The organism is Nocardioides sp. CCNWLW216 (genome assembly GCF_037120545.1).
GTDB classification, from domain to species: domain Bacteria; phylum Actinomycetota; class Actinomycetes; order Propionibacteriales; family Nocardioidaceae; genus Nocardioides; species Nocardioides lianchengensis.
In genome coordinates, this window is record NZ_JBBBBJ010000011.1 from 41,271 (window position 1) to 65,856 (window position 24,586).

Sequence of the window (24,586 nt, forward strand, 5' to 3'; positions counted from 1 at the left end):
CAGAGGGTCCTGTTCCCGAGAGATGCCGCCCCCGGACGGGCGGCGACCGCACGATCGTGCCCTAGCAACTGGTCTAGACGGGAGATCGTCCGGCGTGCGGGTTCCTGCATTGCAGGAACCTGCACGGACTCAGGCCCAGCCGCGGACGACCCCCAGGACGTCGAGCAGCCGGTGCACGACGGCGTCCGGCGTGCCCTCGGTGTGCCCGACCTGCTCGGGCGGGATGACGCTGTGCGGCACGTGGATCGCCCGCAGGCCGGCGTTCTGGGCGCCCCAGACGTCGTCGAAGAGACGGTCGCCGACGTACACGCAGCGGGCCGGGTCGGTGGCGCCGACCGCGGCCATCGCCGCCTCGAAGGCGTGGTGGGACGGCTTCGTCCACGGCACCTCGCTGGTGTAGACGGCGCCGTCGACCAGGTCGAGGACGCCGTCCCGCTCGAAGAAGCCCTCGTGCCACGCGCGCGGCCAGATCGTGTTGGAGAGCACGCCGACCTTCACCCCGTCGGCGCGCAGGGCCTCCCACAGCGGGCGGACGTCGGCGTCGGTCTCGGTGTGCGGCACCCAGAAGTCGTAGTAGGCCTGGAGCAGGTCGGGGTCGTGCGGGAGTCCGGCCTCGGTGAACAGGTCGGCGATGGTGGCGCTCTGCTGGTGGTCGCGGCTGCGGCCCCAGACCGCCTGGTTCGCCGCGTGCAGCCGGACCTGGGAGACCTCGAGGGGGTGGTCGACGTCGACGACGGCCTGCGCGAGCGCGAGCGACTCGGCGTGGAAGTCGACGTCGTGCCAGCGGGTCAGCGTGCCGCCCCAGTCGAAGATCACCGCGTCGATGTGTCCCATGGGCAGCACCTTAAGGTGAGCCGGTGACCGGCATCGGGACCCTCGCCGAAGGCCCGCTGCACGCTGCCGTGAAGCAGTGGCTGGCCCGGCCCGGCGATCGGTTCGAGGTGCCGGTGGACCGGTTCGTCGTCGATCTGGTCCGCGCGGACGGGGAGCTGGTGGAGATCCAGACGGGCGGCTTCGGGCCGCTCGGGCCCAAGCTCGACGCGCTGCTCGACAGGCACCGGATGCGGATCGTGCACCCGGTGCCGGCCGAGCGCCGGATCGTGCGCGTCGACGCCGACGGGGTCGTGCTGTCGGAGCGCCGCTCCCCCAAGGCGGCCTCGGTCCTGGAGGTCTTCGACCGGCTGGTGGCCTTCCCGTCCCTGGTCGGGCACCCCCACCTGGTCATCGAGGTGCTGCTGTGCCGCGAGGACCACGTCCGCGGCCCCGGGCCCACCCGGACGACCGGCAACCGGCGCCGTACGAAGGATCCGGGGACCCGCCACCTGGACGCCGTCCTCGCCCGCCACGAGGTACGACGACCGGAGGACGTGCTCGGCCTGCTGGGGGCCGAGCTGCCCGGCGCGCCGTTCACGACCAAGGACCTCGGCGCCCTGCTCGGCGCGCCGACCGTGCTGGCCCAGCGGGTGGTCTACTGCCTGCGGCTGATGGAGCTCGTCGAGCCGGCCGGCAAGGAGGGCCGGGCCCCGCTCTACGTGCGGGCGTGACCCTCGCTCAGTGGCGGACCAGCCGCACGAGGTGGTCGACCACGTGATCGGCGGAGACGTCCTCGCGCTCGCCCGAGCGGCGGTCCCGCACCTCCACGGTGCCGGACTCGGCCAGGCTCTTGCCGACCACGACGACCGTCGGGACACCGATCAGCTCGGCGTCCTTGAACTTCACGCCGGGGCTGATCCGGCCGGCGCGGTCGTCGTAGAGGACCTCGATGCCCTGGCCGGCGAGCTCGTGGGCGATCCGCTCGGCGGCGGCGAAGGTCGCCTCGTCCTTGCCGGCCGCGACCAGGTGGACGTCGGCGGGCGCGACGTTGCGCGGCCAGCACAACCCGACCTCGTCGAGGGTGCCCTCGGCGATCGCGGCGACGGCTCGCGAGCAGCCGATGCCGTAGGAGCCCATCGTGACCGTGACGAGCTTGCCGTTCTCGTCGAGGACCCGCAGGTCGAGGGCGTCGGCGTACTTGCGGCCGAGCTGGAAGATGTGGCCCATCTCGATGCCGCGGGCGGTCTCGAGCACGCCGCCGTCGCAGTTCGGGCAGGGGTCGCCGTCGCGGACCTCGGCGGCCTCGATGGTGCCGTCGGGGGTGAAGTCGCGGCCGGCGACCAGGTCGATGACGTGGCTGCCGGGAGTGTCGGCGCCGGTGACCCAGCGGGTGCCCTCGACGATGCGGGGGTCGACGAGGTAGCGGATGCCGGACTCGTTCTTCTCCCCCAGCACGCCCGGGCCGATGTAGCCCTTGACCAGGCTCGGGTGCTTGCGGAACTCGGTCTCGTCGAACGGCTCGACCTCGATGGGCTCCAGCTGGCCCTCCAGGCGCTTCTGGTCGACCTCGCGGTCGCCGGGCAGGCCGATGGCGACCGGCTCCCGGGTGCCGTCGGGGTGCTTCAGCATCACCAGGACGTTCTTCAGCGTGTCGGCGCCCGTCCAGGCGCGGTCGGACCGGGGGTACGACGCGTTCAGGTGGTCGACCAACGTCTGGATGGTGGGGGTGTCGGGCGTCTGCTCCGCGTGGGCGGCGGGCGCGTCGTCGTACGACACGGGGCTGGGCGGGCGGACCTGGACGGCCTCGACGTTCGCGGCGTAGTCGCAGGTCGTGCAGCGGACGTAGGTGTCCTCGCCGACGGCGGCCTTGGCCAGGAACTCCTCGGACCGCGAGCCGCCCATGGCACCCGAGGTCGCCTTGACGATGACGTAGTCGAAGCCGAGCCGGTCGAAGATCCGGACGTAGGCGTCGCGGTGCTTCTGGTAGCTCTCGTCGAGGCCGGCGTCGTCGACGTCGAAGGAGTAGGAGTCCTTCATCGTGAACTCGCGGCCGCGCAGGATGCCGGCGCGGGGACGCGCCTCGTCGCGGTACTTGGTCTGGATCTGGTAGATCGACAGCGGCAGGTCCTTGTACGACGAGTACAGGTCCTTCACCGTCAGCGTGAACATCTCCTCGTGGGTGGGGCCGAGGAGGTAGTCGCCGCCCTTGCGGTCCTTCAGGCGGAAGATGTTGTCGCCGTACTCGGTCCACCGGCCGGTGGCGTCGTAGGGCTCGCGGGGCAGCAGGGCGGGGAAGCTCAGCTCCTGGGCGCCCATGCCGTCCATCTCGTCGCGGACGATGGCCTCGATCTTGCGCAGCACCTTCAGGCCGAGGGGCAGCCAGGTGTAGATGCCGGGGGCCGCGCGGCGGATGTAGCCGGCCCGCACGAGCAGCCGGTGGCTGGGGACCTCGGCATCGGCCGGGTCGTCGCGCAGCGTGCGGACGAAGAGGCTCGACATGCGGAGGATCCGGGGGGTGCTCATGGGGCGCAAGGCTACTTCCCGGACTCCCCCGTCAGCGAACCAGTTCACCCTTCCCGGGTCGCCCGGAGCGCCGCACGGATCATCGGCAGCTGGAGCGGCAGCCGGGCGTAGGCCGCGGCCTTGAACGTCGTGTTGCGGGTCTTCGACGCGTCCTGGGCCATCTGCACGTTGCCGGGGAAGACGCCGACCAGCAGCAGCACGCTCGCCCAGCCGGCCAGCCGCCGGGTCCGGGGCACCGCCAGGCCCGCCGCGCACAGCAGCTCGGCGACCCCGCTGGCCAGGATCACCTCGCGGTGGGCCGGCACCCACGACGGCATGATCGGCTCGTAGACCTCGGGCTTGACGAGGTGGATGGTGCCGCTGACGGCGAAGCCGGTGGCGAGCGCCTTGACGCTGATGGGGAGGCTCATCGCGCCACCCTCTCAGAACATGACGGTGGAGAACCGGGCCGTCTCGCGGAAGCCGACCGTGGCGTAGGCGCGGCGGGCCGGGGTGTTCCACTCGTTGACGTAGAGCGACACGACGGGGGCGATCTCGCGCCGGACCAGCTCGGCGACGGCGGCCATGCCGGCGATGGCGAGGCCCTCCCCGCGGCGGTCCGGCGGCACCCACACCCCCTGGATCTGGGCGGCGTACGGCGAGGCGCAGGCGACCTCGGCCTTGAACACCAGCCGTCCCGCGTCGAACCGCGCGAACGACCAGCCCCGGTTCATCAGCTGGGTGACCCGGGCGCGGTAGAGGTCGGCGCCCCCGCCGTACTCCGGGGAGATGCCGACCTCCTCGGTGTACATGGCCACGCAGGCCGGGTAGAGCTCGTCCAGGTCCTGCCGGGTCGTGCGGCGTACGGCGGGGTCCGCGGCGACCAGGGGCGCCTCGCTCAGCTCCAGATGGGGCTGGCCCCAGCGGGTCTCGCGCGGGCGGCCCCAGGAGCCCGCGACGCCGTTCCAGAGCACCCGGACCGCCTCGTGCGGGCCGACGATGGTCGAGACCGTGCGGCCGCGGGTCAGCGCCCGCTCGGCGAAGGTGCGGGCGTCGTCGGCGCTGGCCTGCACCGGGACCAGGTTGGCCCCCACGTGACAGGCCGCGACCAGCTCGCCGTCCTCGAAGCGGCCCCACATCTCGCCGCCCAGCCAGCGCGGCTCGAGGTTGGTCGTCCGGGCGCGGTAGTCGGCGAAGACGTTGATCACCGGGTCCTGCGCGGTGAGGCGGAGGAACGCGTCGAGGTCGGGGGCTCCGAGGGGGCGCACCCCGTGACGCGTCGTCAGCACGGGCTGAGCCTACGTCCCGGTCGCCGGGCCGGGGAGACGGGCGGCACGAGGGGTCTCAGAGCTCGTCGAGGATCGCCCGACGGCGCTCGGCCCACTCCTCGTTGCTGACCAGCTCCTCGTCGCGCAGCCGGTCGAGCCGCCGCAGCCGGTCGGCCACGTCGTCACGGTCGTGAGCGGCGGCGGGCGCCGGGGCCGGCTCGACCTCGCGCCGGCGCATCGTCGAGGCGAGGTACGTCGTCTCCAGCCCGGTCTCGGTGAACAGCGCCATCCGGGCAGCCTCGTCCTCGTCCAGGCCGGACCGGCGGGCCATCGCGCGAGCGGTGCTCACGCGCCAGTACGCCGTACCGGCCGCGACGATCAGGCCCAGGATGATGATCAGCGCGACGAACCCGCCGAACCCGTCGGACGGGTCGCCGCTGTTCTCGAAGCTGCGGTGCCACTCCCCGCCGTAGTACGAGCAGGTCGGCAGCTCCCCGGACTCGTTCGTCTCGAAGCACGAAGGAGGGGCGTCCTCGAGATCACCGGTCCAGAGCATGGCGGAACTCTAGGTCCCGCTCCGGGTGGACCGGGTCGGTTTCGGCCGATCAGCCGACGGTGACCTCAGCGCCCGCGCCGTCGACGGCCTCCATGCCCTCGGCGATGCGCATGGCCTCCTCGATCAGGGTCTCGACGATCTGCGACTCGGGCACGGTCTTGATGACCTCGCCCTTGACGAAGATCTGGCCCTTGCCGTTGCCGGAGGCGACGCCGAGGTCGGCCTCGCGGGCCTCCCCCGGGCCGTTGACGACGCAGCCCATGACGGCGACCCGGAGCGGGACCTCCATGCCCTCGAGGCCAGCGGTGACCTGCTCGGCCAGGGTGTAGACGTCGACCTGGGCGCGGCCGCAGGACGGGCAGGAGACGATCTCCAGCTTGCGGGGCCGCAGGTTCAGCGATTGCAGGATCTGGATGCCGACCTTGACCTCCTCGACGGGAGGCGCGGAGAGCGAGACCCGGATCGTGTCGCCGATGCCCTTGCTGAGCAGCGCGCCGAAGGCGGTGGCGGACTTGATCGTGCCCTGGAACGCCGGGCCCGCTTCGGTCACGCCGAGGTGGAGCGGCCAGTCGCCCTCGGCGGCGAGCAGCTCGTAGGCGCGGACCATCACGACGGGGTCGTTGTGCTTGACCGAGATCTTGAAGTCGCGGAAGCCGTGCTCCTCGAAGAGGCTGGCCTCCCACTTGGCCGACTCGACGAGCGCCTCGGGCGTCGCCTTGCCGTACTTCTCCAGCAGCCGCGGGTCGAGCGAGCCGGCGTTGACGCCGATCCGGATCGAGGTGCCGTGGTCCTGGGCGGCCCGGGCGATCTCCTTGACCTGGTCGTCGAACTTGCGGATGTTGCCCGGGTTGACCCGGACGGCCGCGCAGCCGGCCTCGATGGCCGCGAAGACGTACTTGGGCTGGAAGTGGATGTCGGCGATCACCGGGATCTGCGACTTGCGGGCGATCGCGGGGAGCGCCTCCGCGTCGTCCTGACTGGGGCAGGCCACCCGGACGATGTCGCAGCCCGACGCGGTGAGCTCGGCGATCTGCTGGAGGGTCGCGTTGACGTCGGAGGTGAGCGTCGTGGTCATCGACTGCACCGAGACCGGGTGGTCGCTGCCGACCCCGACCTTGCCGACCTGGATCTGGCGGGTCGGACGGCGCGGGGCGAGCACCGGCGGCGGCGCCGCGGGCATCCCCAGGTTGATCTCGGTCATGCCGCCAATCTACTGGGCGGGGCCGCGGCGCCCCTCATCAGCGCTCGCGGCGACCGGCCCGCCGCAGCACCCGCTCGGCCAGGCCCGGCCGGCCCGCCGGCACGGCCTGGGCCTGCGCCTCGGCCAGGCTCGCCCGGGTCCGCGCGAGCACGGTCCGCGTCTCGTCGAGCCGCGCCTGGGTGGCGTCGAGCTCGTCGCGGATGCCGGGCAGGTCGTGGTGGGCGGCCTCGGCCGCGGCCGCGAGCGCGGCCAGCCGGGTCTCCGCCCGCTCCTCGCGCACGGCGTCGGTGAGGCCGGCCGTGAGCTCGCCCACCCGGTCGGCGATCGCGCGGACGTTCTCGTCGGCCAGCCGCGAGAGCCGGGCCGACGCCTCCCGCACCTCGGGGCGGTTCCGGGCGCCGAGCGCGGCACCCATCGCCTCGTCGAGGTCGGTCACCGCCACGTGGAAGGGCATGTGCTTGTCCCAGTGCCGCGCGTAGCGGGTGGGCTTGGTGCGCTCGAAGGTCACCCGGGGCAGGTCGTACGACGCCGCGACGATCCGGACGTGCAGCGACGTCCCGATCACCAGGCGGGCGTCGCGGATGGCCTTGACGACGTCGAGCGGCTGCCGACCGGTCGCGAACTCGATCTCGGTGGACGGCGAGAGCTGCTGCAGCCGCTCGGCGATCCGCTCGCAGTCGGCGACCGAGTCGTGGCTGGTGGCCAGGCCGGCCATGACGAAGCGGACCTTCGAGCCGCCGAGGTGCCGGCTCGCGGCCAGCTGCTCGGCGATCGTCTCGTGGCCCATCAGCGCGGCGAGCCCGGACGAGACCTGGAGGACGACGACGTCGCTGTCCGGATCCGGCTCGTACGGCTCGAGGACCCGCAGCGTGTGCACGACGTCCGGGGCCAGCGTGTGCTCGACGCCGAGCTCCTGGAGGTACTTGCTGGACGGCTTGTCCCGCACGGAGACGACGTCGGCCGTCTGCAGCACCGCCGCCATCTCGTGGCGGACCTTGACCGAGCGCGTGGTGAGCCCGGCGATCCCGACCGAGTTCAGGACCGAGACCGCGCCGCCGTTGAGCGGGAAGGCCCCCACGGTCGGGACGTACGGCGAGGTGATCGGCGCCCCGGCCACGGCCGCGGAGAGGATCTCGCGCTGGCGCGCCGGCGTCGCGGTCTGGTAGGCGGCGAACTCGCCGGGCGGGACCGCCATCCGGAACGCGCCCTCCAGGTCGAGCGCCCCGACCTGGCCACCGACCGACCAGACGACGTCGTACCGGTGCTGCTGGAGGTGCTCGCCCGTCGCCACGACCTGGCGGTCGAGAAGTTCGGTCATGTCGGCCGCGAACGGGGCGGAGGCCACGATCTCGCTGCCGGTCAGGTAGCGCTCGGTGAGGAGCAGGAAGAGCAGGTCGCCGAAGTTGTCACGCTCGTAGGCACCGACGGTGAGCACGCGCGGGGTGGTGTCGGGGTGGTTCAAGGTTCTCCTCGGTCGGTCGCGACCCCGTCGGTCGCGGATGGTGCACCGTCGAGAAGGCTACCGCCCGCCAGGCGCTTTCTAGCCCTCCAGGTGGAGGGGTACGACGAGGTCGCCGACGATCAGCACGACGCCCATCACCACGAAGCCCATGGCGACGACGTAGGCGATCGGGAGCAGCTTGGCCGCGTCGACGTAGCCCGGGTCAGGTCGGCGCCGCAGCCGGGCGAACCCACGGCGCAGCGCCTCCCAGAGCGCACTGGCGATGTGGCCGCCGTCGAGCGGGAGGAGGGGGACGAAGTTGAGCATCCCGATGAAGAAGTTGAACCCGGCGATCAGCATGACCAGGAACACGGCCTTGTCGACGACCGGGAACTCGTCGTGCGACACGGTCTCGCCGGCCAGCCGGCCGCCGCCGACGATGCTCATCGGGCTGTCGGCCGCGCGCTCCTCCAGCCCGACGATCGCCTGCGCCACGTCCCAGACCTTGACCGGGAGGGTGCCGAGCGCTTGAACCGTGTCGACGGTCATCGTGCCCATCTGGTCGAGGGTGAAGAGCACGCCGCCCTTCTCGGTGACCGTGTGCGTCGTCGGGACGACGCCCAGGAACCCGACCTCGGTCAGCGTCTCGTCGGAGTCGGAGGTCGGGCGGGCCTCGACGGTGGTGCTGGTGGTGCCGGTCAGCGGCTTCCCGTCGCGCTCGTAGCCGATGGTCGCCGTGCCGCCCTTGTTGTCGCGGATGAGGTCGCGCAGCTGTTCCCACCCGGCGATGGCGGTGCCGTTGAAGGTGGTGATCGTGTCGCCGGGCCGCAGGCCCGCGCCGAGGGCCGGGCTGACCGGGTCGGTCTCCTCGCAGGCGCGGCCGCTCTCGGAGTAGGGGATGACGCACTCGGAGATCGCGTCGACCACGGGCGCCCCGGCGTCGACCTCCGAGGTCTTCACGCCGTAGGTGGAGAAGACGAGGAGGAACAGGAAGAAGGCGATCAGCAGGTTGACGGTGGGCCCGCCGCCCATGACGACGACCTTCTTCCACCACGGCAGCTTGTAGAAGAGACGGTCGGTGTCCTCGGGCTTGACCAGCTCCCACTCGGCCGCGCGGGCGTCGGTGATGAGCTGGGTGAACATGCCGGTGTTGGACTTGCGGACCTTGTGAACCGGGTTGCCGTCCTCGTCGTACGTCACGTCGTCGACGAGGTCCTCCGCCCCTGGCGGCAGCATGCCGACGATCTTGACGTAGCCACCGAGCGGGATGGCCTTCAGGCCGTACTCGGTCTCGCCGACCTGCTTGCTCCACACGGTGGGCCCGAAGCCGATGAAGTACTGCGTCACCTTGCCACCGAAGCGCTTGGCGGGAATGAGGTGGCCGAGCTCGTGGAGCCCGATCGACACCAGGATGGCGACCACGAAGATCGCCACCCCGAGCAGGTAGAACAGCGCGGTCATGCGGGTCCTTCGATCAGTCGGGTCGCCTCGGCGCGGGCCCAGGCGTCGGCGGCGAGGATGTCGTCGATCGCCACGCTCGAGGGTACGTCGTGGCGACTGAGAACAGCCTGAATCGTCGCCACGATGTCGACGAACGCGAGCGCACCCCGCCGGAAGGCGTCGACGCAGACCTCGTTGGCGGCGTTGTAGACCGCCGGAGCGGTGCTGCCGGTCTCCCCCGCCGCGCGGGCCAGCGCGACCGCCGGGAAGGCCTCGTCGTCGAGCGGCAGGAACTCCCAGGTCTCGGGCCGCGTCCAGTCGACCGGCGGCGCCGCGTCCGGCACCCGGTCGGGCCAGGCCAGACCGAGGGCGATCGGGATGAGCATGGTCGGCGGGCTGGCCTGCACCAGCGTCGAGCCGTCGACGAACTCGACCATCGAGTGGACGACGCTCGTCGGGTGCACGACCACCTCGATCCGGTCGAAGGGGATGTCGAAGAGCAGGTGCGCCTCGATCACCTCCAGGCCCTTGTTGACCAGGGTCGCGGAGTTGATGGTGATGACCGGGCCCATGTCCCAGGTCGGGTGGTTCATCGCCTCCTCCGGCGTCACGCCGGCGAGCTGCTCCCGCGTCCGCCCGCGGAACGGGCCGCCGCTCGCGGTCAGCACCAGGCGTCGTACCTCCTGCGGCGTGCCGCCGCGCAGGCACTGGGCCAGGGCGGAGTGCTCGGAGTCGACCGGGACGATCTGGCCGGGCTTCGCGCGCTCGAGCACCAGCGGGCCGCCCATGATCAGCGACTCCTTGTTGGCCAGGGCCAAGGTGGTGCCGGCGTCGAGCGCGGCCAGCGTCGGACGCAGGCCGACGGCCCCGGTGATGCCGTTGAGGACGACGTTGCAGGGCCGCCCGGCCGCCTCGACCGACGCGTCCTCCCCCAGCCCGGCGAAGGCCGGCGCGAACTCCTTGACCTGCTGCTCGAACAGGTCCGGGTTCGAGCCGCCGGCGGTCAGCCCGACGACCCGGAAGCGGTCCGGGTTGCGACGGACCAGGTCGAGGGCCTGGGTGCCGATGGAGCCGGTCGAGCCGAGGATCACGATGTCGCGCACACGGGCCATCCTCCCTGGTCGACCCGCCGCCGGGTCCGCCGCCTCAGGACCAGGAGCGCGACCAGGCCGACCACGCCCGCGCCCAGCGCACCCGTCGCCGCCAGGAACGCGTAGGTGCCCGGCTCGACCCCTCCGCCTGCGGCCAGGCACCGAGCGACCCCGGAGCCCTGCGCGGCCGCCTCCCGCACCAGGCGCGCGTCGTCGTCGTACCCGCCGATCGGGACGTTCGAGCAGGTCGGCCCCGGATCGAGCCGGAGCGTCACCCACGTCGCCAGGGCCCCACCCGCGGCGGCCCAGGCCGCGACGGCCGCTGCGACCGGCGACCGTCCGCTCACCGCCGCCCGCGTCACCCGGACGACTGCGACCACGACGACCGCGATGCCGAGGAGCAGCGCCGCCTCGGCTCCCCACAGCGGCAGGGCCGCCCGGTCCAGGCACGCCTCGACCCCGACGTCGGCCTCCCACGAGCCGCGCCACAGGTCGTGCACCCGGCCGCAGACCCGCCCGTCGACGACGACCTCGAGGGTCCGCAGCCGGGCAGCGACCAGCAGCGCCACGATCCCGGCCATCAGGGTCCTCATGCGGGAAAGTATGGGCCGCGGGACCGGTGGTCCTACGCTCTTCCCATGACCTCGATCCCCGCCACGGGCGGCCCCTCGCTCCCGCAGGAGCGACGCCTCGTCACCGCCATCCCCGGTCCCGGCTCGCTCGAGCGGCTGGACCGCAAGAAGGCGTACGTCGCCGACGGCGTCGGCACCATGCTCCCGGTGTTCGTGGTGGCCGCGGGCGGCGGCATCATCCTCGACGTCGACGGCAACGCCCTGATCGACCTGGGCTCCGGCATCGCCGTGACGACGGTCGGCAACAGCGCCCCCGCGGTGACCCGGCGGGTCACCGACCAGGTGGCGGCGTTCACCCACACCTGCTTCATGATCACGCCGTACGACGGCTACGTCGACGTGTGCGAGCAGCTCGCGGAGCTGACCCCCGGCGACCACGCGAAGAAGAGCGCGCTCTTCAACTCCGGCGCCGAGGCCGTCGAGAACGCGGTCAAGATCGCCCGCGCCGCGACCGGCAAGGACGCGGTGGTGGTCTTCGACCACGCCTACCACGGCCGGACCAACCTCACGATGGCCATGACGGCCAAGAACATGCCCTACAAGCACGGCTTCGGGCCGTTCGCGGGCGAGGTCTACCGCGCCCCGATGTCGTACCCGTTCCGCGACGGCCTGTCCGGCGAGGAGGCCGCGGCCCGCGCGATCGACGTCATCGACAAGCAGGTCGGCGCCACCAACCTGGCCTGCGTCGTGATCGAGCCGATCCAGGGCGAGGGCGGCTTCATCGTGCCGGCGCCGGGCTTCCTGCCGGCGATCGCGGCCTGGTGCGCGGCCCACGACGTCGTCTTCGTGGCCGACGAGATCCAGTCCGGCTTCTGCCGCACCGGCGACTGGTTCGCCAGCGACGACGAGGGCGTCGTCCCCGACCTGGTGACCACCGCCAAGGGCATCGCCGGTGGCCTGCCGCTGGCCGCGGTGACCGGCCGCGCCGACCTGATGGACGCAGTGCACGGCGGCGGCCTCGGCGGCACGTACGGCGGCAACCCCGTCGCCTGCGCCGCCGGCCTGGGCGCGATCGAGGAGATGAAGGAGCACGACCTCGCCGAGCGGGCGCGGGCCGTGGGCGAGCGGATGCGGTCGCGGCTGGCGGCGCTGCAGGCCGAGCACCCGGTCATCGGCGACGTCCGCGGCCGCGGCGCCATGATGGCGATCGAGCTGTGCACGCCCGGCACGACCGAGCCCGACGCGGCCCGCGCGGCGGCGGTGTCGTCGTACTGCCACTCGCAGGGGGTCGTGACGCTGACCTGCGGCACCTGGGGCAACGTCTTCCGCTTCCTGCCGCCGCTCTCGATCTCCGACGAGCTCCTCGACGAGGCCTTCGACGTGGTCGCGGAGGCGTTCGCGGCGACCGTTTGACGGGAACCGCTTGACGCGCGTCAACTACGGGAGTTCCATGCCCGTGTGACCTACGACACGATCATCCGGGACGGGCGCTTCTTCGATGGGAGCGGCGGGCCCTCCGCCGTCCGGCACGTCGGGATCCGCGACGGCAAGGTCGCCGCGATCTCCGCTGAGCCACTCGACGAGACCGGCTGCGGGGACGTCGTCGAGGCGGCCGGGCAGTGGGTGCTGCCGGGCATGGTCGACATCCACACGCACTACGACGTGGAGGTCCTCAACGGACCCGACCTGACCGAGTCGCTGCGCCACGGCGTCACCACGATCCTGCTCGGCTCGTGCTCGCTGTCGACCGTCCACGTGGGCGGGGTCGACGCCGGCGACCTGTTCGGCCGGGTCGAGGCCATCCCGCGCCAGCACGTCATCCGCGCGGTCGACGACCACCAGACCTGGCGCACCGCCAGCGAGTACGTCACCGCGCTCGAGGACCGCCCGCTCGGCCCCAACCTCGCGTCGTTCATCGGCCACTCCGACATGCGCACGGCGACCATGGGCCTGGACCGGGCCACCCGCAAGGAGGTGAAGCCCACCCGCGCCGAGCAGGCCCGGATGGAGCGGATGCTCGTCGACGCGCTCGACGCCGGCTTCGTCGGCATGTCGGCCCAGCAGCTGCTCTTCGACAAGCTCGACGGCGACCTGTGCCGCTCGCGCACCCTGCCGTCGACGTACGCCGGCGGCAAGGAGATGCGCGGGCTGCGCAAGATCCTGCGCCGGCGCGGCCGGGCCCTGCAGGCCGGACCCGACGTCGGGCGCCCGCAGACCGTCGTGACGCAGGCCTTCGGCTCGCTCGGACTGTTCGGCAAGCCGCTGAAGACCAGCCTGCTGTCGGCCGCCGACATCAAGGCGATCCCGTTCGTCATCTACCTGCTCCGCGGCCTGGCCGGGGTCGTCAACCGGCTCGGCGGCGACTTCCGCTGGCAGCACCTCCCGGTCCCGTTCGAGGTGTACGCCGACGGCATCGACCTGGTGATCTTCGAGGAGTTCGGCGCGGGCGCGCAGGCCCTGCACCTGCAGGAGAAGCTGGCCCGCGACACGCTGATGCGCGACCCGTCGTACCGGGCCCGGTTCCGCAAGGACTACGAGAGCAAGTACGGCCCGCGGGTCTGGCACCGCGACTTCTTCGACGCCCAGGTCGTCGCCTGCCCCGACGAGTCCGTGGTCGGCAAGTCCTTCGGGCAGGTCGGCCTGGAGCGCGGCGGCGCGCACCCGGTCGACGCCTTCCTCGACCTGGTGCTGGAGCACGGCACCGCGATGCGCTGGCGCACCACCATCTCCAACCACCGCCCCGAGATCCTGAAGAAGATCGCCCGCGAGCCCGGCGTCCAGATGGGCTTCTCCGACGCCGGCGCCCACCTGCGCAACATGGCCTTCTACAACTTCGGGCTGCGGCTGCTGAAGCACGTGCACGACGCCGAGCAGGCCGGCCAGCCGTTCATGACCATGGAGCACGCCGTGCACCGGCTGACCGGCGAGCTCGCCGACTGGTACGACCTCGACGCCGGCCACCTGCGCCTCGGCGACCGCGCCGACCTCTTCGTCCTCGACCCGGCGCGGCTCGACTCGTCGCTCGACGAGTACGCCGAGGCCCCCGTCGAGCAGTACGACGGCCTCTCGCGGATGGTCAACCGCAACGACGCGACCGTGCCGCTGGTGATGGTCGGTGGCCGGACGGTCTGGCGCGCCGGGCGGGCGTCGTCGCTGCTCGGCCGCGAGCGGACCGGACGGTTCCTGCGGGCCGGCGAGCAGTCGCGCGAGCCGCTGACCGCGCCCCGTCGTACGTCGTCGCCGGCCTCGTCGCCGGTCTCGGAAGCTGCTTCGTGACCCGCACGCCCGAGGAGGCGGTGCGCGGGCTGTGGCGGACGCTGTCCGCGCGCGACTACGACGGCATCGCCGACTGGGTCACCGACGACTGCCTCTACCTGGACATGCCGCTGGGCCCCTCCCTCGCCGCACGGGGACCGGTCGACATCGCCAAGCGGCTGCAGGTCGGCTGGGGCGGGCTGACGGCGTACGAGAACCACGACGGGGTGCTCGTCGCCTCCGGTGACGACGTGATGTACGAGCACTCGGAGACCTGGACGTTCCCCTCCGGCGAGGTGGTCACCCTCCCCTTCGCCACCGTGCACCGGGTGCGGGACGGGAAGGTGTCGTTGTGGAAGGACTACTGGGACTACGGCGCGATCATGAACAACGCGCCCGCGTCCTGGGTGGAGTCGCTCGCCACCGCCGACACCAGCTGGGTCTACGACGCGACGGCTGACCTCTGATCCGCCTGCCTCCCGATCCCACCCGGGGTATCGTCGGCGACCCGCGTCCCCGAAAGAGACCAGAGACAGCCATGACTGAGACCCGCTTCCACCTGCACCTCGCGCGCGGCAAGCGGCGCGCCGCGAAGGTCCTGGCCCTCGCGCTGGCCACGGTCCTGGCGGTGGGCGTGCTCGGTGCGACCGGCGCCTCTGCCCAAACTGACGGGATCGCCGGGCGCTCCCAGGGCGGTACCGCCGACAAGGGCGACGAGCAGGACGGGTCCTGGATCCAGCCGACCGAGCAGGTCTTCTTCCCCCATGTCCGGGACGGCTTCAAGGACTTCGCGGTGTTCAACATCGACGATGTCCACTACGAGAACGGCACTGCGGACATCGCCGACGAGAACGGCGACGTCGTCCGCTCCCTGCGCTTCGGTGACGCGCCCCGGGGTTCGAACGCAAGCTCGCAGGCCCGCTGGGACGGAGGGGACGAGACAGGACGGATCGCGGGCGTCGGCACCTACCAGGCGCACATCGCGGCCGACCTGGGCATGTGGGTCGACGGGGAGTACGTCGTGACCACCGTCAGGGAGACTGTCCAGGTGCGCATCGCGTCCGGGATCCGCAACCGCGCCTTCACGATCACCCGCGCCGCCGCGAGGACGTCTCGCCGGACGAGTGGCGAGGGCTGCCGGACCCGGAAGATCGACCGGGACCTGGCGCTGAAGTGCCGGAGGGGCACGTCCGCGTCGGCGTCGTGGCGGGTGCGGCTGCCGAGCCGTGCCACGAAGGTGCGCTGGGACCTGGTCCGCGACTCCGCGAGCCGCCGCGGCGGACCGGGGCGCCGCGTGGAGACGGCGGTCCGGAAGAACCGACGCCTGCTGGTCGTGACCGCCACGGTCACGCGCTCGCGCCACCAGCGCTACGACGCCGTCGTCGTCCGCTACCACCGCCGCGTGCGCGTCTGAGCCCGGATCCAGGCTGAGCGAGCGGGGAGAGCCCGTCAGGCGCCGGTGATCCCCAGCAGCGCGTCGCCGTACTTCTCGAGCTTGGCGGCGCCGAGCCCGGAGACTCCGGCCAGCTGCTCCCGGCTCGTGGGCCGCACCGCGGCGATCTGGCGCAGCGTCGCGTCGTGGAAGACGACGTACGCCGGGAGGCCCGCCTCCTTCGCCGTCGCCGCCCGCCAGGCCCGGAGCTCCTCGAAGAGCGACTCCCCCGCCGCGTCCAGCGGGACGTCGTCGGCCTTGGCCTTCCGGCCGGAGGACGAGGAGCTGCGGGTGGCCGACGGCTTCACCTCGTGGCGCAGCCGGACCTGCCGCTCACCCCGGAGCACGGCGGAGGACTCCTCGGTGAGCTCGAGCGTGCCGTAGCCGTCGTCGCCGACGGTCAGCAGCCGCTGCGCGAGGAGCTGGCGTACGACGCCGCGCCACTGCCGCTCGTCGAGCTCGGTGCCGATGCCGTAGACGCTGAGCGAGGTGTGGTCGAGCGAGACGATCCGGTCGTTGGTCCGGCCGAGCAGGATGTCCACGACGTGACCGGCGCCGTACCGCTGGCGGCGCTGGGCGAGGCGGACGATCGCGGACAGGAACTTCTGCGCGGCGACCGTGCCGTCCCAGGTCTCCGGCGGGGCCGTGCACGTGTCGCAGTTGCCGCAGGCCGGGCCCGCGGGCTGGCCGAAGTAGGCCAGCAGCTGGCCACGACGGCACTCGACGGTCTCGCAGAGGGCGAGCATCGCGTCGAGGTTCGCACCGAGGCGGCGCTTGTGCGCGGCGTCGCCCTCGGAGGTCTGCACCATCTTGCGCTGCTGGACGACGTCCTGGAGTCCGTAGGCCAGCCAGGCCGTGGCCGGGTTGCCGTCGCGGCCCGCACGGCCGGTCTCCTGGTAGTAGCCCTCGACCGACTTCGGCAGGTCGAGGTGGGCGACGAAGCGGACGTCAGGCTTGTCGATGCCCATCCCGAACGCGATGGTCGCGGTGATGACCAGGCCGGGCTCGCGCAGGAAGCGGGACTGGTGCTCGGCGCGCTGCCGGGCGTCCAGGCCGGCGTGGTACGGCAGCGCGGGGATGCCGTTGCGGGACAGGAAGGTCGCCGTCTCCTCGACCGAGCGCCGCGACAGGCAGTAGACGATGCCCGAGTCGCCGGCGTGCTCGGTGCGCAGCAGGTCGAGGAGCTGCTGGCGGGGGTTGTCCTTCGCGACGATCCGGTACTCGATGTTGGGCCGGTCGAAGGACGACACGAACACCCGGGCGCCGTCCAGGCCGAGCCGGGTGACGATGTCGGCCCGGGTCGCCTCGGTGGCCGTCGCGGTCAGCGCGATCCGGGGTACGGCGGGCCACCGCTCCCCGAGCACGGCGAGCGCCAGGTAGTCGGGCCGGAAGTCGTGGCCCCACGACGAGACGCAGTGGGCCTCGTCGATGGCGAACAGCGCGATCTCGCCGCGGTCGAGCAGCGACAGGGTGGAGGGCGCCGAGAGCCGCTCCGGGGCGAGGTAGAGCAGGTCGAGCTCGCCGGCGACGTACGCCGCCTCGACCGCGCGCCGCTCCTCGGAGGACTGGGTCGAGTTGAGGAAGGCGGCCCGGACGCCGAGCGCGCCGAGGGCGTCAACCTGGTCCTGCATCAGGGCGATCAGCGGAGAGATGACGATGCCGGTGCCGGGGCGGACCAGCGACGGGACCTGGTAGCACAGCGACTTGCCCCCGCCGGTGGGCATCAGCACCAGGGCGTCGCCGCCGCCGACGACGGTATCGATGATCTGGGCCTGGTCTCCGCGGAAGGCGTCGTACCCGAAGACTCGGGAGAGGACCTCGGTCGGGGCGTGCGTCGTCGTCATCGCTGCCTATCGTGACGCCTCGGCCCAGCCGGGGGCGAGCCGCCGTCCACAGCGTCGCGGGAACCAACGCCCCGACCGGGTCGTTGGGCCCATGCGCCCCGCTCATCTCACCCTTGGAGGACAGCCCTTGTCGGCACCCACCGCTCTCCCGCCGCTCCCCGACCAGGCCGAACGGCTCGTCTCGCTCGGGCTCGCCGAGCGGGCCGACCTCACCGCCGAGGAGGTACGACGGGCCGCGCGGACCGACGCCCCCGGCGCGCTCCTCGTCGTCCACCCGGACCGGCTCGCGGCGAGCGCGCTGGCGCCGTACCTCCGGCACCGGGAGAAGCCGGGCTTCGTGGTGACCGACATGGGCGACGTGGACGAGTTCCGGCCGATCCCGGAGGCGGCGGTCCCGGACTCCGCCCTCTACCTCGTGACGGACCTCGACCGCGGCGACCACCTCGCCAACTGGAGCCCTGACGAGGCACTCCCCGACGTCGTGGCCGCCGGTCGTACCCCGCTCACCCTCGTCGAGGGTCAGCACTGGCTGCTGCAGCAGCCCGACGTCCTGGAGCGGAATCACTGCTTCATGACGATCGGCTCGCGGCTGCGCAAGGCGGACGGGGAGCTCGACACCCGGACGCCCGCCATCTGGATCAGCAACGGCACCGGGCGCGACGGCGCCGCGAACCGGCACGCGCCCAAGGTCGGCTGGTGCTGGGCCGGCAACCGGCACACCTGGCTCGGCTTCGCCTCCGGCGCCCGGCGACTCGATCCCGTCGACCTCCCGCGGTAGCCCTCACGCCGGGGACGGGACGCCCCAGAGAGCCGCCACGTGCCGGCGGTCGGTGCCGCAGCAGCCGCCCAGCACGGCGATCGACGGGACCGCGTCCCGGACGGTGCGGGTCGACCCGGTCAGCAGGTCCAGATCGCCGGGGTCGAGGGTCTCCATCGCGTCCAGCTCGGCGTGCGACAGGATCGAGGCGTTCGGACGGAACCACGTCAGCCGTTCCTGCCAGGCACCCCCGTCGAGCGCCGCGACGACGTGCGTGGGGTGGGCGCAGTTGACGCCGTACCAGTCGGCCGGAGCCTCGTCCTCGACCCGGGCCAGGGTGCCGGAGACCGTGGTCCCGTCCGGCAGCCGACCGTCGGTCTCGACGGTGAACGAGACCGCCACCGGCAGTCCCGCGGACCGGGCGGACCGCACCACGCCCACCGCCTCGGCCGCACCGGTCAGGGTCATGGCGTGCACCAGGTCGGCGCCGGCCGCGGCGAACGACTCGACCTGGGGACGGTGGTAGGTCGCGGCGGCGTGCGCGTCGGTCCCGCCGGCCAGATAGCCGTCGCCGCGGGGCCCGACGCTGCCGCTCACCAGGGCCCGGCCGGCGCCGGCCTCCTCCACCACCCGACGGAGCAGGGCCACCGAGGCGCGGTTGACCCGGTCGAGCGCCGCGACGTCGTAGCCGAGGGCGCGGCCCCAGTCACGGTTGGCCCGCCAGGTCGGCGTCTCGAGCAGGAGTCCGGCTGCGGCGGCAGCCGCGATGGCGGCGTACTCCGCGTAGTAGCCGGCCAGGACGGCCGCTCCCTCGGACTCCTCGACGAGCGGGAAGGCCGCGAACTCCGGCAGGTCGACGCCGCGGTTGAAGATCAGGTCGGTCTCCAGGCCGCCGTCGGTGACCCAGGTCGATGCCCCGAGCAGGTCTGCGCCCATGTCGCTCCCCTTCGTGCCGGTCGCCGACGCAGGTGGGCGATGCGCCGAGCCCCAGCGATGTGATAGAGGTCACACTAAGGCTCCTCGGCGCTCGTGTCGTCGGAGCGAACGGCTCGGGCAGTTCGAGGAGGCAGACGTGAAGAGGATCTGGAGTGCGGCCGTGGTCGTCGGGGTGCTGGCGGCAGGGTGCCTGACCGCCGGGACAGTGCTGGCGAACGACGGCGGGTCGTCGTCCGACGAACGGGCGCTCGCCCCGACGCGTGGCGCCCCCAGCCGATCGATCGAGCGGCGGATCGACCGGCTGCTGGCGCGGATGACGACCGAGGAGAAGCTGCAGCAGGTGCAGCTGCTCTCCGACGGCCAGATCACCGACGCGGACGCCGCGGCCGGGGTCGGGGGCGTGTTCAGCCTGACCGACCCGGCGAAGATCGACCACTTCCAGCGGATCGCCATGACCCGGTCACGCCTGAAGATCCCCATCCTGTTCGCCTACGACACGATCCACGGCTACCGGACGATCTTCCCGGTCCCCCTCGGCGCCGCCAGCTCCTTCGACCCGGAGGTGGCCCGGGCGGACGCCCGGATCGGGGCCCGCGAGTCGACCACGGTCGGCATCAAGCAGATCTACAGCCCGATGGTCGACGTCTCCCACGAACCCCGCTGGGGCCGGATCGTCGAGGGCAACGGCGAGGACCCCTACCTCGGCTCGGTGTTCGCCGCGGCCCGGGTCAAGGGAGCGCAGGGCGACGACTACAGCAAGCCCGACCGGGCCATCACCAGCGTCAAGCACTTCGTCGCGTACGGCGACCCCGAGGGCGGGCGTGACTACGGCACCACCGACCTGTCGGAGCAGCTGCTGCGCAACCTCTACCTGCCGCCGTTCAAGGCCGCGGTCGAGGCCGGCGCCGACACCGTGATGTGCTCCTTCAACGCCCTCAACGGTGTTCCCGGCTGTGCGAACCACTACACCGAGACCGAGATCCTGAAGAAGGAGTGGGGCTTCGACGGGTTCGTCGAGAGCGACTACACCGCGGTCACCGAGACGATCAACCACGGCACGGCCGCCGACGACGCCGACGCGGGCGCCCAGGCGCTGATGGCCGGCACCGACTCGGAGATGGTCAGCACCACGATCCGCGACCACGGCGAGGAGCTGCTCGCGGACGGCCGGATCTCCGAGCGGCGCCTCGATGACGCCGTACGCCGCATCCTGCGCGTGAAGTTCCGCGCCGGCCTCTTCGAGCGCCCGTACGTCGACCAGGCCGAGGCGGTCGATCCGGCCAGCTTCCTCACGGCCGCCGACCGCCGGGCGGCGCGCACGGCCGCCGCGCGCTCGATGGTGCTGCTGCAGAACGAGGGGCCGACCCTCCCCCTCGACCCGGCGAAGGACACCGCGGTGATCGGGCCGCTCGCCGACAGCCAGCACGACATGCTCGGCACCTGGTCGGGCAAGGGCGAGGACGCCGACGCGGTGAGCGTGCTGACCGGGATCACCGACGGGTCGTCGGGGACGACGACGTACGCCCAGGGCTGCGCGTTGAGCAATGACGAGCCGCCGGCCTACGACCCGGCTGACGACTGCTCGACCGACGCCGGCTTCGCCGCGGCGGTGGCCGCCGCGAGCGCCGCCGACCAGGTCGTGCTGGCGGTCGGCGAGACCAAGGAGATGAGCGGCGAGGCGGCGACCCGGTCGACGCTCGACCTGCCCGGGCGCCAGCAGGAGCTGATCGACGCGATCGCGGCGACCGGCAAGCCGTTCGTGGTCGTGCTCTTCAACGGTCGCCCGCTGACCCTCACCGACGTGGTGGACAGCGCACCGGCCGTGCTCGAGGCCTGGTTCCCGGGCGTGGAGGCCGGCCACGCGGTCGCCGACGTCGTCTTCGGGAAGGTGAACCCCGGCGGCAAGCTCCCGGTGACCTTCCCGCAGCGTCTCGGGCAGGTGCCGATCTACTACAACCACGAGCCGACCGGGCGCCCGTGCGACGTCACCCAGAAGTACAACTCGCGCTACCGCGACCTGCGCTCCTGCGACCCGCTCTTCGCCTTCGGCCACGGCCTGAGCTACACGACGTTCGAGGTCACCGACCTCCGGCTGAGCCGGGCCACGGTCTCGCGCAAAGGCCGCGTCGTCGCCTCGATGAAGGTCACCAACACCGGTGACGTCGCCGGGGACGAGGTCGCGCAGCTCTACCTCCACGACCCGGTCGCGAGCATCTCCCAGCCGGTCCGCCGCCTGCGCGGCTTCGAGCGGGTGACGCTGGAGCCCGGCGCGTCGACCACGGTGCGGTTCACCCTGGATGCGAGCGACTTCGGGTTCTACGACAACCGCGGGAGGTTCGTGGTGGAGCCCGGGGAGATCCAGGTCTTCGCGGGCAGCGACTCGACGGCGAGCCTCACCCGGTCCTTCCGGGTGACCCGGTGAGGCCGCCTCCGGTCAGCGCCGCGCGGACCTGCGCTGGGCGACGACGAGCCCGACCACCAGCAGCACAGCGGCGACCTTCGCGAGCGGCGCCACCGCGTCCGAGCACGGCACCTGCTGGCCGAAGGTGTTGAAGCAGATGCCCTGGTAGGAGTGCAGCTCGGAGTGGATCGCGAGCAGGTGGTGAACGGCGAGGTAGGCGCCGAGCACCAACAGCACGCCGGCCAGATCGCCGACGGCCCGTCGCCTCATGCGTCCAGCTCCTGCTGGCCCCACGGGCTGCCGTACTCGGTCAGCAGGTCGAGGAACGGGACGGCGTCGAAGGCCTCCGGGCCGAGCACGCCGGCTCCGCTCCAGGTGCCGCGGGCGAGCAGCTCGAGCGCCACGACCGGGTTGATGGCGGTCTGCCAGACCACGCACTGGTGGCCGTACTCCTGCATCGTCCACTCGTTGTCGACCACGTGGTAGAGGTACGTCGACCGCGGCGCGCCGTCCTGGCCCTTCCCCGTCACCCACAGGCCCGCGCAGGTCTTCCCCGTCATCCGCGGGCCGACCGTGGCGGGGTCGGGCAGCACCGCGGCGACCACGTCGCGCGGGCTGACCTCGACGCCCTTGACCCGCACCTTCTCGGTGCTGTCGAGGCCGAGGGTGTGCAGCACCTTCAGGATGTTGATGAACTCGTCGCCGAGGCCGTACTTGAAGGTCGCCCGCTTGCAGTCGACCCAGCGCGGCATCAGGAGCACCTCCTCGTGCTCGACGTTGACGCACTCGACCGGCCCGATGCCCTCGGGGAAGTCGAAGACCTCGGGCTCGCTGAACGGCGCCGTCGTGTGCCACGCGCCGTCCTGCCAGACCACCGGCGGGTTCAGGCACTCCTCGATCGTGGTCCACATCGAGAACGACGGCGCGAAGATCTCGTGGCCGTCGTCGTCGGTGACCACCAGGTTGGCGCCGTCGCGGGTGCCGAGCTCGTCGATCTCGCTGAACAGGTGGTCGGCGGCGTACCGCGCGAAGACGTCGGAGAGGCCCGGCTCGACGCCGATGCCGACCAGGGCGAGCCTGCCGGCGTCCTGCCAGTCCTGCTCCACGGCGAACTGCTCGTCGCCGAGCTTCACGCCCGTCTTCTCGTACGGCGCCTCCGGGTGCGGGCTCGACAGCGACATGGCCATGTCGAGGTAGTCGGCGCCCGCGGCGAACGCGCCCTCGAAGATGCTCATGTTGAAGACCGGGTCGACCGCGTTCATCACGTGGGTGATCGCGTGCTCGCGCACCAGCGCGGCCACGGACTCGGCGCTGCTCGCGTCGACCTGCGCGGCGACGTACCGCTCGTCGGGGGCGGCGGCGCGCTCGGCCTTCGCCGCGTCGTAGTCGGCGATCACGATGGTCTCGAAGAAGTCGCGACGGGCGGCGATCGCGGTGAACGCGCCGCCCACGCCGCCGGCTCCGATCAGGAGGATGCGCATGAGGTCAGTCCCTTTCCTCTGTCGACGGTGGTTGAGGTGCGAAGGACGAAGTCCTGAGCCTCGAAACCCGGTGACCCGGGCGTCGGCCTGAGTCGAGCATGCTTCTCGGCCCACCGGGTTTCGAGGCTCGCTTCGCTCGCACCTCAACCACCGGGGGTCACTCGCCGATGTAGCTCATGACGTGCTTGATCCGGGTGTAGTCCTCCATGCCGTACATCGAGAGGTCCTTGCCGTAGCCGGAGTGCTTGAACCCGCCGTGCGGCATCTCCGAGACGAACGGGATGTGGGTGTTGATCCACACCGCGCCGAAGTCGAGCTTGCGCGACATCCGCAGGGCCCGGGCGTGGTCCTTGGTCCAGACGCTGGAGGACAGGCCGTAGTCGACGCCGTTGGCCCAGGTCAGCGCCTGCGCCTCGTCGGTGAACGACTGGACGGTCATGACCGGGCCGAAGATCTCGGTCTGCACCTGCTCGTCGTCCTGGCGCAGCCCGGAGAGGACGGTCGGCTCGTAGAAGTAGCCGCGGTCGAACTTGCGGGCGCCGCCGGTCTGGATCGTCGCGTGGTCGGGCAGGCGGTCGACCATGCCGGTCACGTGGGCGAGCTGGTTCGCGTTGTTGAGCGGACCGAAGTAGGTCGACTCGTCGTCCGGCAGGCCGGTCGGCATCCCCTTCGCCGCCTCGGCCAGCGCGGCGACGAACTCGTCGTGGATGCCGGCCTGGACCAGGACCCGGGTGGCGGCGGTGCAGTCCTGGCCGGCATTGAACAGCCCGGCTCCGGCGATGCCCTCCGCCGCGGATGCGATGTCGGCGTCGTCGAAGACCACGACCGGGGCCTTGCCGCCGAGCTCGAGGTGGACCTTCTTCAGGTCGTGCGAGGCGGCCTCGGCGACCTGCATGCCGGCCCGGACCGAGCCGGTGATGGCCACCATCTGCGGCGTCTTGTGGGCGACCAGCGCGCGGCCGGTGCCACGGTCGCCGCAGACCACGTTCAGCACGCCGGGCGGCAGGAACTCCTGGCACAGCTCGGCCAGCAGCGTCGAGCTCGCGGGCGTCGTGTCGCTGGGCTTCAGCACGATCGTGTTGCCGGCCGCCAGCGCGGGCGCGATCTTCCAGATCATCATCAGCAGCGGGTAGTTCCAGGGCGTCACCTGCCCGACCACGCCGACCGGCTCGCGTCGTACCCAGGAGGTGTGGTCCGTCATGTACTCGCCCGCCGACTTGCCCTCGAGCAGCCGGGCCGCGCCCGCGAAGAACTTGAAGTGGTCCGAGGCGTAGCCCATCTCCTCGTCCAGGGTGATCTGGATCGGCTTGCCGGTGTCGCGGCACTCGACTGCGTTGATCTCGTCGATCCGCTCCTCGATGGCGCCGGCGATCTTGAGCAGTGCGTTGGAGCGGTCCTGGGGCGTGGCGTAGGCCCAACCGTCGAAGGCCGCGTCGGCGGCGGCGTAGGCCCGGTCGACGTCCTCGTCGCCGGACAGCGGCGCGTGCGCGTACACCTCCCCCGTGGTCGGGTCGATCACCTCGTAGGTCTCGCCCGAGGCGGAGTCGACGAGCGCACCGTTGACGACGTTCTGGAAGGTCTGGTCGGCCATGCCCG

Annotated in this window: 22 protein-coding genes; 7 read left to right on the forward strand and 15 right to left on the reverse strand. The window is 72.1% G+C overall.

The features are described from left to right. Positions 1 to 129: 129 nt before the first annotated feature. Complete coding sequence (locus tag V7S47_RS20995; protein ID WP_336563396.1) at positions 130 to 834, reverse strand: HAD family hydrolase; 705 nt, start codon at positions 832 to 834, stop codon at positions 130 to 132. 23 nt (positions 835 to 857) lie between these two features. Here V7S47_RS20995 and V7S47_RS21000 point away from each other — a divergent pair, with 23 nt between their 5' ends. After that, positions 858 to 1,544, forward strand: coding sequence for a hypothetical protein (locus tag V7S47_RS21000; RefSeq protein WP_336563397.1), 687 nt, complete (start codon positions 858 to 860; stop codon positions 1,542 to 1,544). Between the two features lie 7 nt (positions 1,545 to 1,551). Here the strand turns inward: V7S47_RS21000 and V7S47_RS21005 are convergent, their stop codons facing one another. The 9 genes from V7S47_RS21005 to V7S47_RS21045 all read right to left on the reverse strand — a co-directional run bounded on the left by V7S47_RS21005 (position 1,552) and on the right by V7S47_RS21045 (position 10,905). Then, on the reverse strand, positions 1,552 to 3,336 hold the full coding sequence (locus V7S47_RS21005) for a proline--tRNA ligase (protein WP_336563398.1): 1,785 nt from the start codon (positions 3,334 to 3,336) through the stop codon (positions 1,552 to 1,554). A 44-nt stretch (positions 3,337 to 3,380) separates the two neighbouring features. Next, positions 3,381 to 3,746, reverse strand: a complete 366-nt coding sequence (locus V7S47_RS21010) for a DoxX family protein (RefSeq protein WP_336563400.1) — start codon at positions 3,744 to 3,746, stop codon at positions 3,381 to 3,383. 12 nt (positions 3,747 to 3,758) lie between these two features. Further along, positions 3,759 to 4,604 carry a GNAT family N-acetyltransferase gene (locus tag V7S47_RS21015; RefSeq protein ID WP_336563401.1) on the reverse strand — a complete coding sequence of 282 codons (846 nt, stop codon included), beginning with the start codon at positions 4,602 to 4,604 and terminating at the stop codon, positions 3,759 to 3,761. Positions 4,605 to 4,659: 55 nt separating this feature from the next. Beyond that, entirely contained in the window at positions 4,660 to 5,139 is a 480-nt protein-coding gene (locus tag V7S47_RS21020; RefSeq protein WP_336563402.1) for a hypothetical protein, read from the reverse strand. A gap of 49 nt (positions 5,140 to 5,188) precedes the next feature. Further along, complete coding sequence (gene ispG, locus V7S47_RS21025; protein ID WP_090852622.1) at positions 5,189 to 6,340, reverse strand: flavodoxin-dependent (E)-4-hydroxy-3-methylbut-2-enyl-diphosphate synthase; 1,152 nt, start codon at positions 6,338 to 6,340, stop codon at positions 5,189 to 5,191. Between the two features lie 37 nt (positions 6,341 to 6,377). Beyond that, the gene (locus V7S47_RS21030) at positions 6,378 to 7,802 is read right to left on the reverse strand and encodes a polysaccharide pyruvyl transferase family protein (RefSeq protein WP_336563404.1); all 1,425 of its coding nucleotides are present in this window, start codon (positions 7,800 to 7,802) and stop codon (positions 6,378 to 6,380) included. Between the two features lie 78 nt (positions 7,803 to 7,880). Beyond that, positions 7,881 to 9,242 (reverse strand): M50 family metallopeptidase, encoded by a 1,362-nt coding sequence (locus V7S47_RS21035; RefSeq protein ID WP_090852629.1) that lies wholly within the window; start codon positions 9,240 to 9,242, stop codon positions 7,881 to 7,883. Then, positions 9,239 to 10,333 carry a 1-deoxy-D-xylulose-5-phosphate reductoisomerase gene (gene dxr / locus V7S47_RS21040; RefSeq protein WP_336563405.1) on the reverse strand — a complete coding sequence of 365 codons (1,095 nt, stop codon included), beginning with the start codon at positions 10,331 to 10,333 and terminating at the stop codon, positions 9,239 to 9,241. The genes V7S47_RS21035 and dxr overlap by 4 nt, the downstream gene beginning before the upstream one ends. Continuing rightward, positions 10,309 to 10,905: a hypothetical protein gene (locus tag V7S47_RS21045; protein WP_336563406.1), complete on the reverse strand. Its 597-nt coding sequence runs from the start codon at positions 10,903 to 10,905 to the stop codon at positions 10,309 to 10,311. The genes dxr and V7S47_RS21045 overlap by 25 nt, the downstream gene beginning before the upstream one ends. Before the next feature lie 45 nt (positions 10,906 to 10,950). Here V7S47_RS21045 and gabT point away from each other — a divergent pair, with 45 nt between their 5' ends. The 4 genes from gabT (at position 10,951) to V7S47_RS21065 (ending at position 15,553) form a co-directional block, all read left to right on the forward strand. After that, complete coding sequence (gene gabT / locus V7S47_RS21050) at positions 10,951 to 12,297, forward strand: 4-aminobutyrate--2-oxoglutarate transaminase (RefSeq protein ID WP_336563407.1); 1,347 nt, start codon at positions 10,951 to 10,953, stop codon at positions 12,295 to 12,297. 45 nt (positions 12,298 to 12,342) lie between these two features. Beyond that, the gene (locus V7S47_RS21055; protein WP_336563408.1) at positions 12,343 to 14,160 is read left to right on the forward strand and encodes an N-acyl-D-amino-acid deacylase family protein; all 1,818 of its coding nucleotides are present in this window, start codon (positions 12,343 to 12,345) and stop codon (positions 14,158 to 14,160) included. Continuing rightward, the gene (locus tag V7S47_RS21060) at positions 14,157 to 14,606 is read left to right on the forward strand and encodes a nuclear transport factor 2 family protein (protein WP_336563409.1); all 450 of its coding nucleotides are present in this window, start codon (positions 14,157 to 14,159) and stop codon (positions 14,604 to 14,606) included. Before V7S47_RS21055 ends, V7S47_RS21060 begins: the two co-directional genes overlap by 4 nt. A 71-nt stretch (positions 14,607 to 14,677) precedes the next feature. Continuing rightward, positions 14,678 to 15,553 (forward strand): hypothetical protein, encoded by an 876-nt coding sequence (locus tag V7S47_RS21065; RefSeq protein ID WP_336563410.1) that lies wholly within the window; start codon positions 14,678 to 14,680, stop codon positions 15,551 to 15,553. Between the two features lie 35 nt (positions 15,554 to 15,588). On the opposite strand, the gene recQ is transcribed toward V7S47_RS21065, so the two are convergent. Beyond that, the gene (gene recQ / locus V7S47_RS21070) at positions 15,589 to 17,415 is read right to left on the reverse strand and encodes a DNA helicase RecQ (RefSeq protein ID WP_336563411.1); all 1,827 of its coding nucleotides are present in this window, start codon (positions 17,413 to 17,415) and stop codon (positions 15,589 to 15,591) included. A gap of 127 nt (positions 17,416 to 17,542) precedes the next feature. Between recQ and V7S47_RS21075 the strand changes: the two genes are divergently transcribed. After that, the gene (locus V7S47_RS21075; protein WP_336563412.1) at positions 17,543 to 18,193 is read left to right on the forward strand and encodes a DUF5701 family protein; all 651 of its coding nucleotides are present in this window, start codon (positions 17,543 to 17,545) and stop codon (positions 18,191 to 18,193) included. Between the two features lie 3 nt (positions 18,194 to 18,196). Here the strand turns inward: V7S47_RS21075 and V7S47_RS21080 are convergent, their stop codons facing one another. Then, a complete protein-coding gene (locus tag V7S47_RS21080; protein ID WP_336563413.1) occupies positions 18,197 to 19,108 on the reverse strand; it encodes a homocysteine S-methyltransferase family protein in 912 nt (303 codons plus the stop codon). Between the two features lie 136 nt (positions 19,109 to 19,244). Between V7S47_RS21080 and bglX the strand changes: the two genes are divergently transcribed. Further along, complete coding sequence (gene bglX / locus V7S47_RS21085; RefSeq protein WP_336563414.1) at positions 19,245 to 21,530, forward strand: beta-glucosidase BglX; 2,286 nt, start codon at positions 19,245 to 19,247, stop codon at positions 21,528 to 21,530. A gap of 12 nt (positions 21,531 to 21,542) precedes the next feature. On the opposite strand, the gene V7S47_RS21090 is transcribed toward bglX, so the two are convergent. The 3 genes from V7S47_RS21090 to V7S47_RS21100 all read right to left on the reverse strand — a co-directional run bounded on the left by V7S47_RS21090 (position 21,543) and on the right by V7S47_RS21100 (position 24,581). Then, positions 21,543 to 21,779, reverse strand: coding sequence for a hypothetical protein (locus tag V7S47_RS21090; RefSeq protein ID WP_336563415.1), 237 nt, complete (start codon positions 21,777 to 21,779; stop codon positions 21,543 to 21,545). Beyond that, a complete protein-coding gene (locus V7S47_RS21095) occupies positions 21,776 to 22,990 on the reverse strand; it encodes a saccharopine dehydrogenase family protein (RefSeq protein WP_336563416.1) in 1,215 nt (404 codons plus the stop codon). Before V7S47_RS21095 ends, V7S47_RS21090 begins: the two co-directional genes overlap by 4 nt. Before the next feature lie 157 nt (positions 22,991 to 23,147). Beyond that, positions 23,148 to 24,581: a gamma-aminobutyraldehyde dehydrogenase gene (locus V7S47_RS21100; RefSeq protein ID WP_336563417.1), complete on the reverse strand. Its 1,434-nt coding sequence runs from the start codon at positions 24,579 to 24,581 to the stop codon at positions 23,148 to 23,150. Between the last annotated feature and the right edge of the window lie 5 nt (positions 24,582 to 24,586).

What these genes read in the sequence shown, in the direction of transcription:
- V7S47_RS21065 (WP_336563410.1), top strand. Translation starts at nt 14,678, where the DNA reads ATGACTGAGACCCGCTTCCACCTGCACCTCGCGCGCGGCAAGCGGCGC.
- V7S47_RS21090 (WP_336563415.1), bottom strand. Translation starts at nt 21,779, where the DNA reads ATGAGGCGACGGGCCGTCGGCGATCTGGCCGGCGTGCTGTTGGTGCTC.
- V7S47_RS20995 (WP_336563396.1), bottom strand. Translation starts at nt 834, where the DNA reads ATGGGACACATCGACGCGGTGATCTTCGACTGGGGCGGCACGCTGACC.
- V7S47_RS21035 (WP_090852629.1), bottom strand. Translation starts at nt 9,242, where the DNA reads ATGACCGCGCTGTTCTACCTGCTCGGGGTGGCGATCTTCGTGGTCGCC.
- recQ (WP_336563411.1), bottom strand. Translation starts at nt 17,415, where the DNA reads ATGACGACGACGCACGCCCCGACCGAGGTCCTCTCCCGAGTCTTCGGG.
- V7S47_RS21095 (WP_336563416.1), bottom strand. Translation starts at nt 22,990, where the DNA reads ATGCGCATCCTCCTGATCGGAGCCGGCGGCGTGGGCGGCGCGTTCACC.
- gabT (WP_336563407.1), top strand. Translation starts at nt 10,951, where the DNA reads ATGACCTCGATCCCCGCCACGGGCGGCCCCTCGCTCCCGCAGGAGCGA.
- dxr (WP_336563405.1), bottom strand. Translation starts at nt 10,333, where the DNA reads ATGGCCCGTGTGCGCGACATCGTGATCCTCGGCTCGACCGGCTCCATC.
- ispG (WP_090852622.1), bottom strand. Translation starts at nt 6,340, where the DNA reads ATGACCGAGATCAACCTGGGGATGCCCGCGGCGCCGCCGCCGGTGCTC.
- V7S47_RS21045 (WP_336563406.1), bottom strand. Translation starts at nt 10,905, where the DNA reads ATGAGGACCCTGATGGCCGGGATCGTGGCGCTGCTGGTCGCTGCCCGG.
- V7S47_RS21020 (WP_336563402.1), bottom strand. Translation starts at nt 5,139, where the DNA reads ATGCTCTGGACCGGTGATCTCGAGGACGCCCCTCCTTCGTGCTTCGAG.
- V7S47_RS21080 (WP_336563413.1), bottom strand. Translation starts at nt 19,108, where the DNA reads ATGGGCGCAGACCTGCTCGGGGCATCGACCTGGGTCACCGACGGCGGC.
- V7S47_RS21100 (WP_336563417.1), bottom strand. Translation starts at nt 24,581, where the DNA reads ATGGCCGACCAGACCTTCCAGAACGTCGTCAACGGTGCGCTCGTCGAC.
- V7S47_RS21005 (WP_336563398.1), bottom strand. Translation starts at nt 3,336, where the DNA reads ATGAGCACCCCCCGGATCCTCCGCATGTCGAGCCTCTTCGTCCGCACG.
- V7S47_RS21010 (WP_336563400.1), bottom strand. Translation starts at nt 3,746, where the DNA reads ATGAGCCTCCCCATCAGCGTCAAGGCGCTCGCCACCGGCTTCGCCGTC.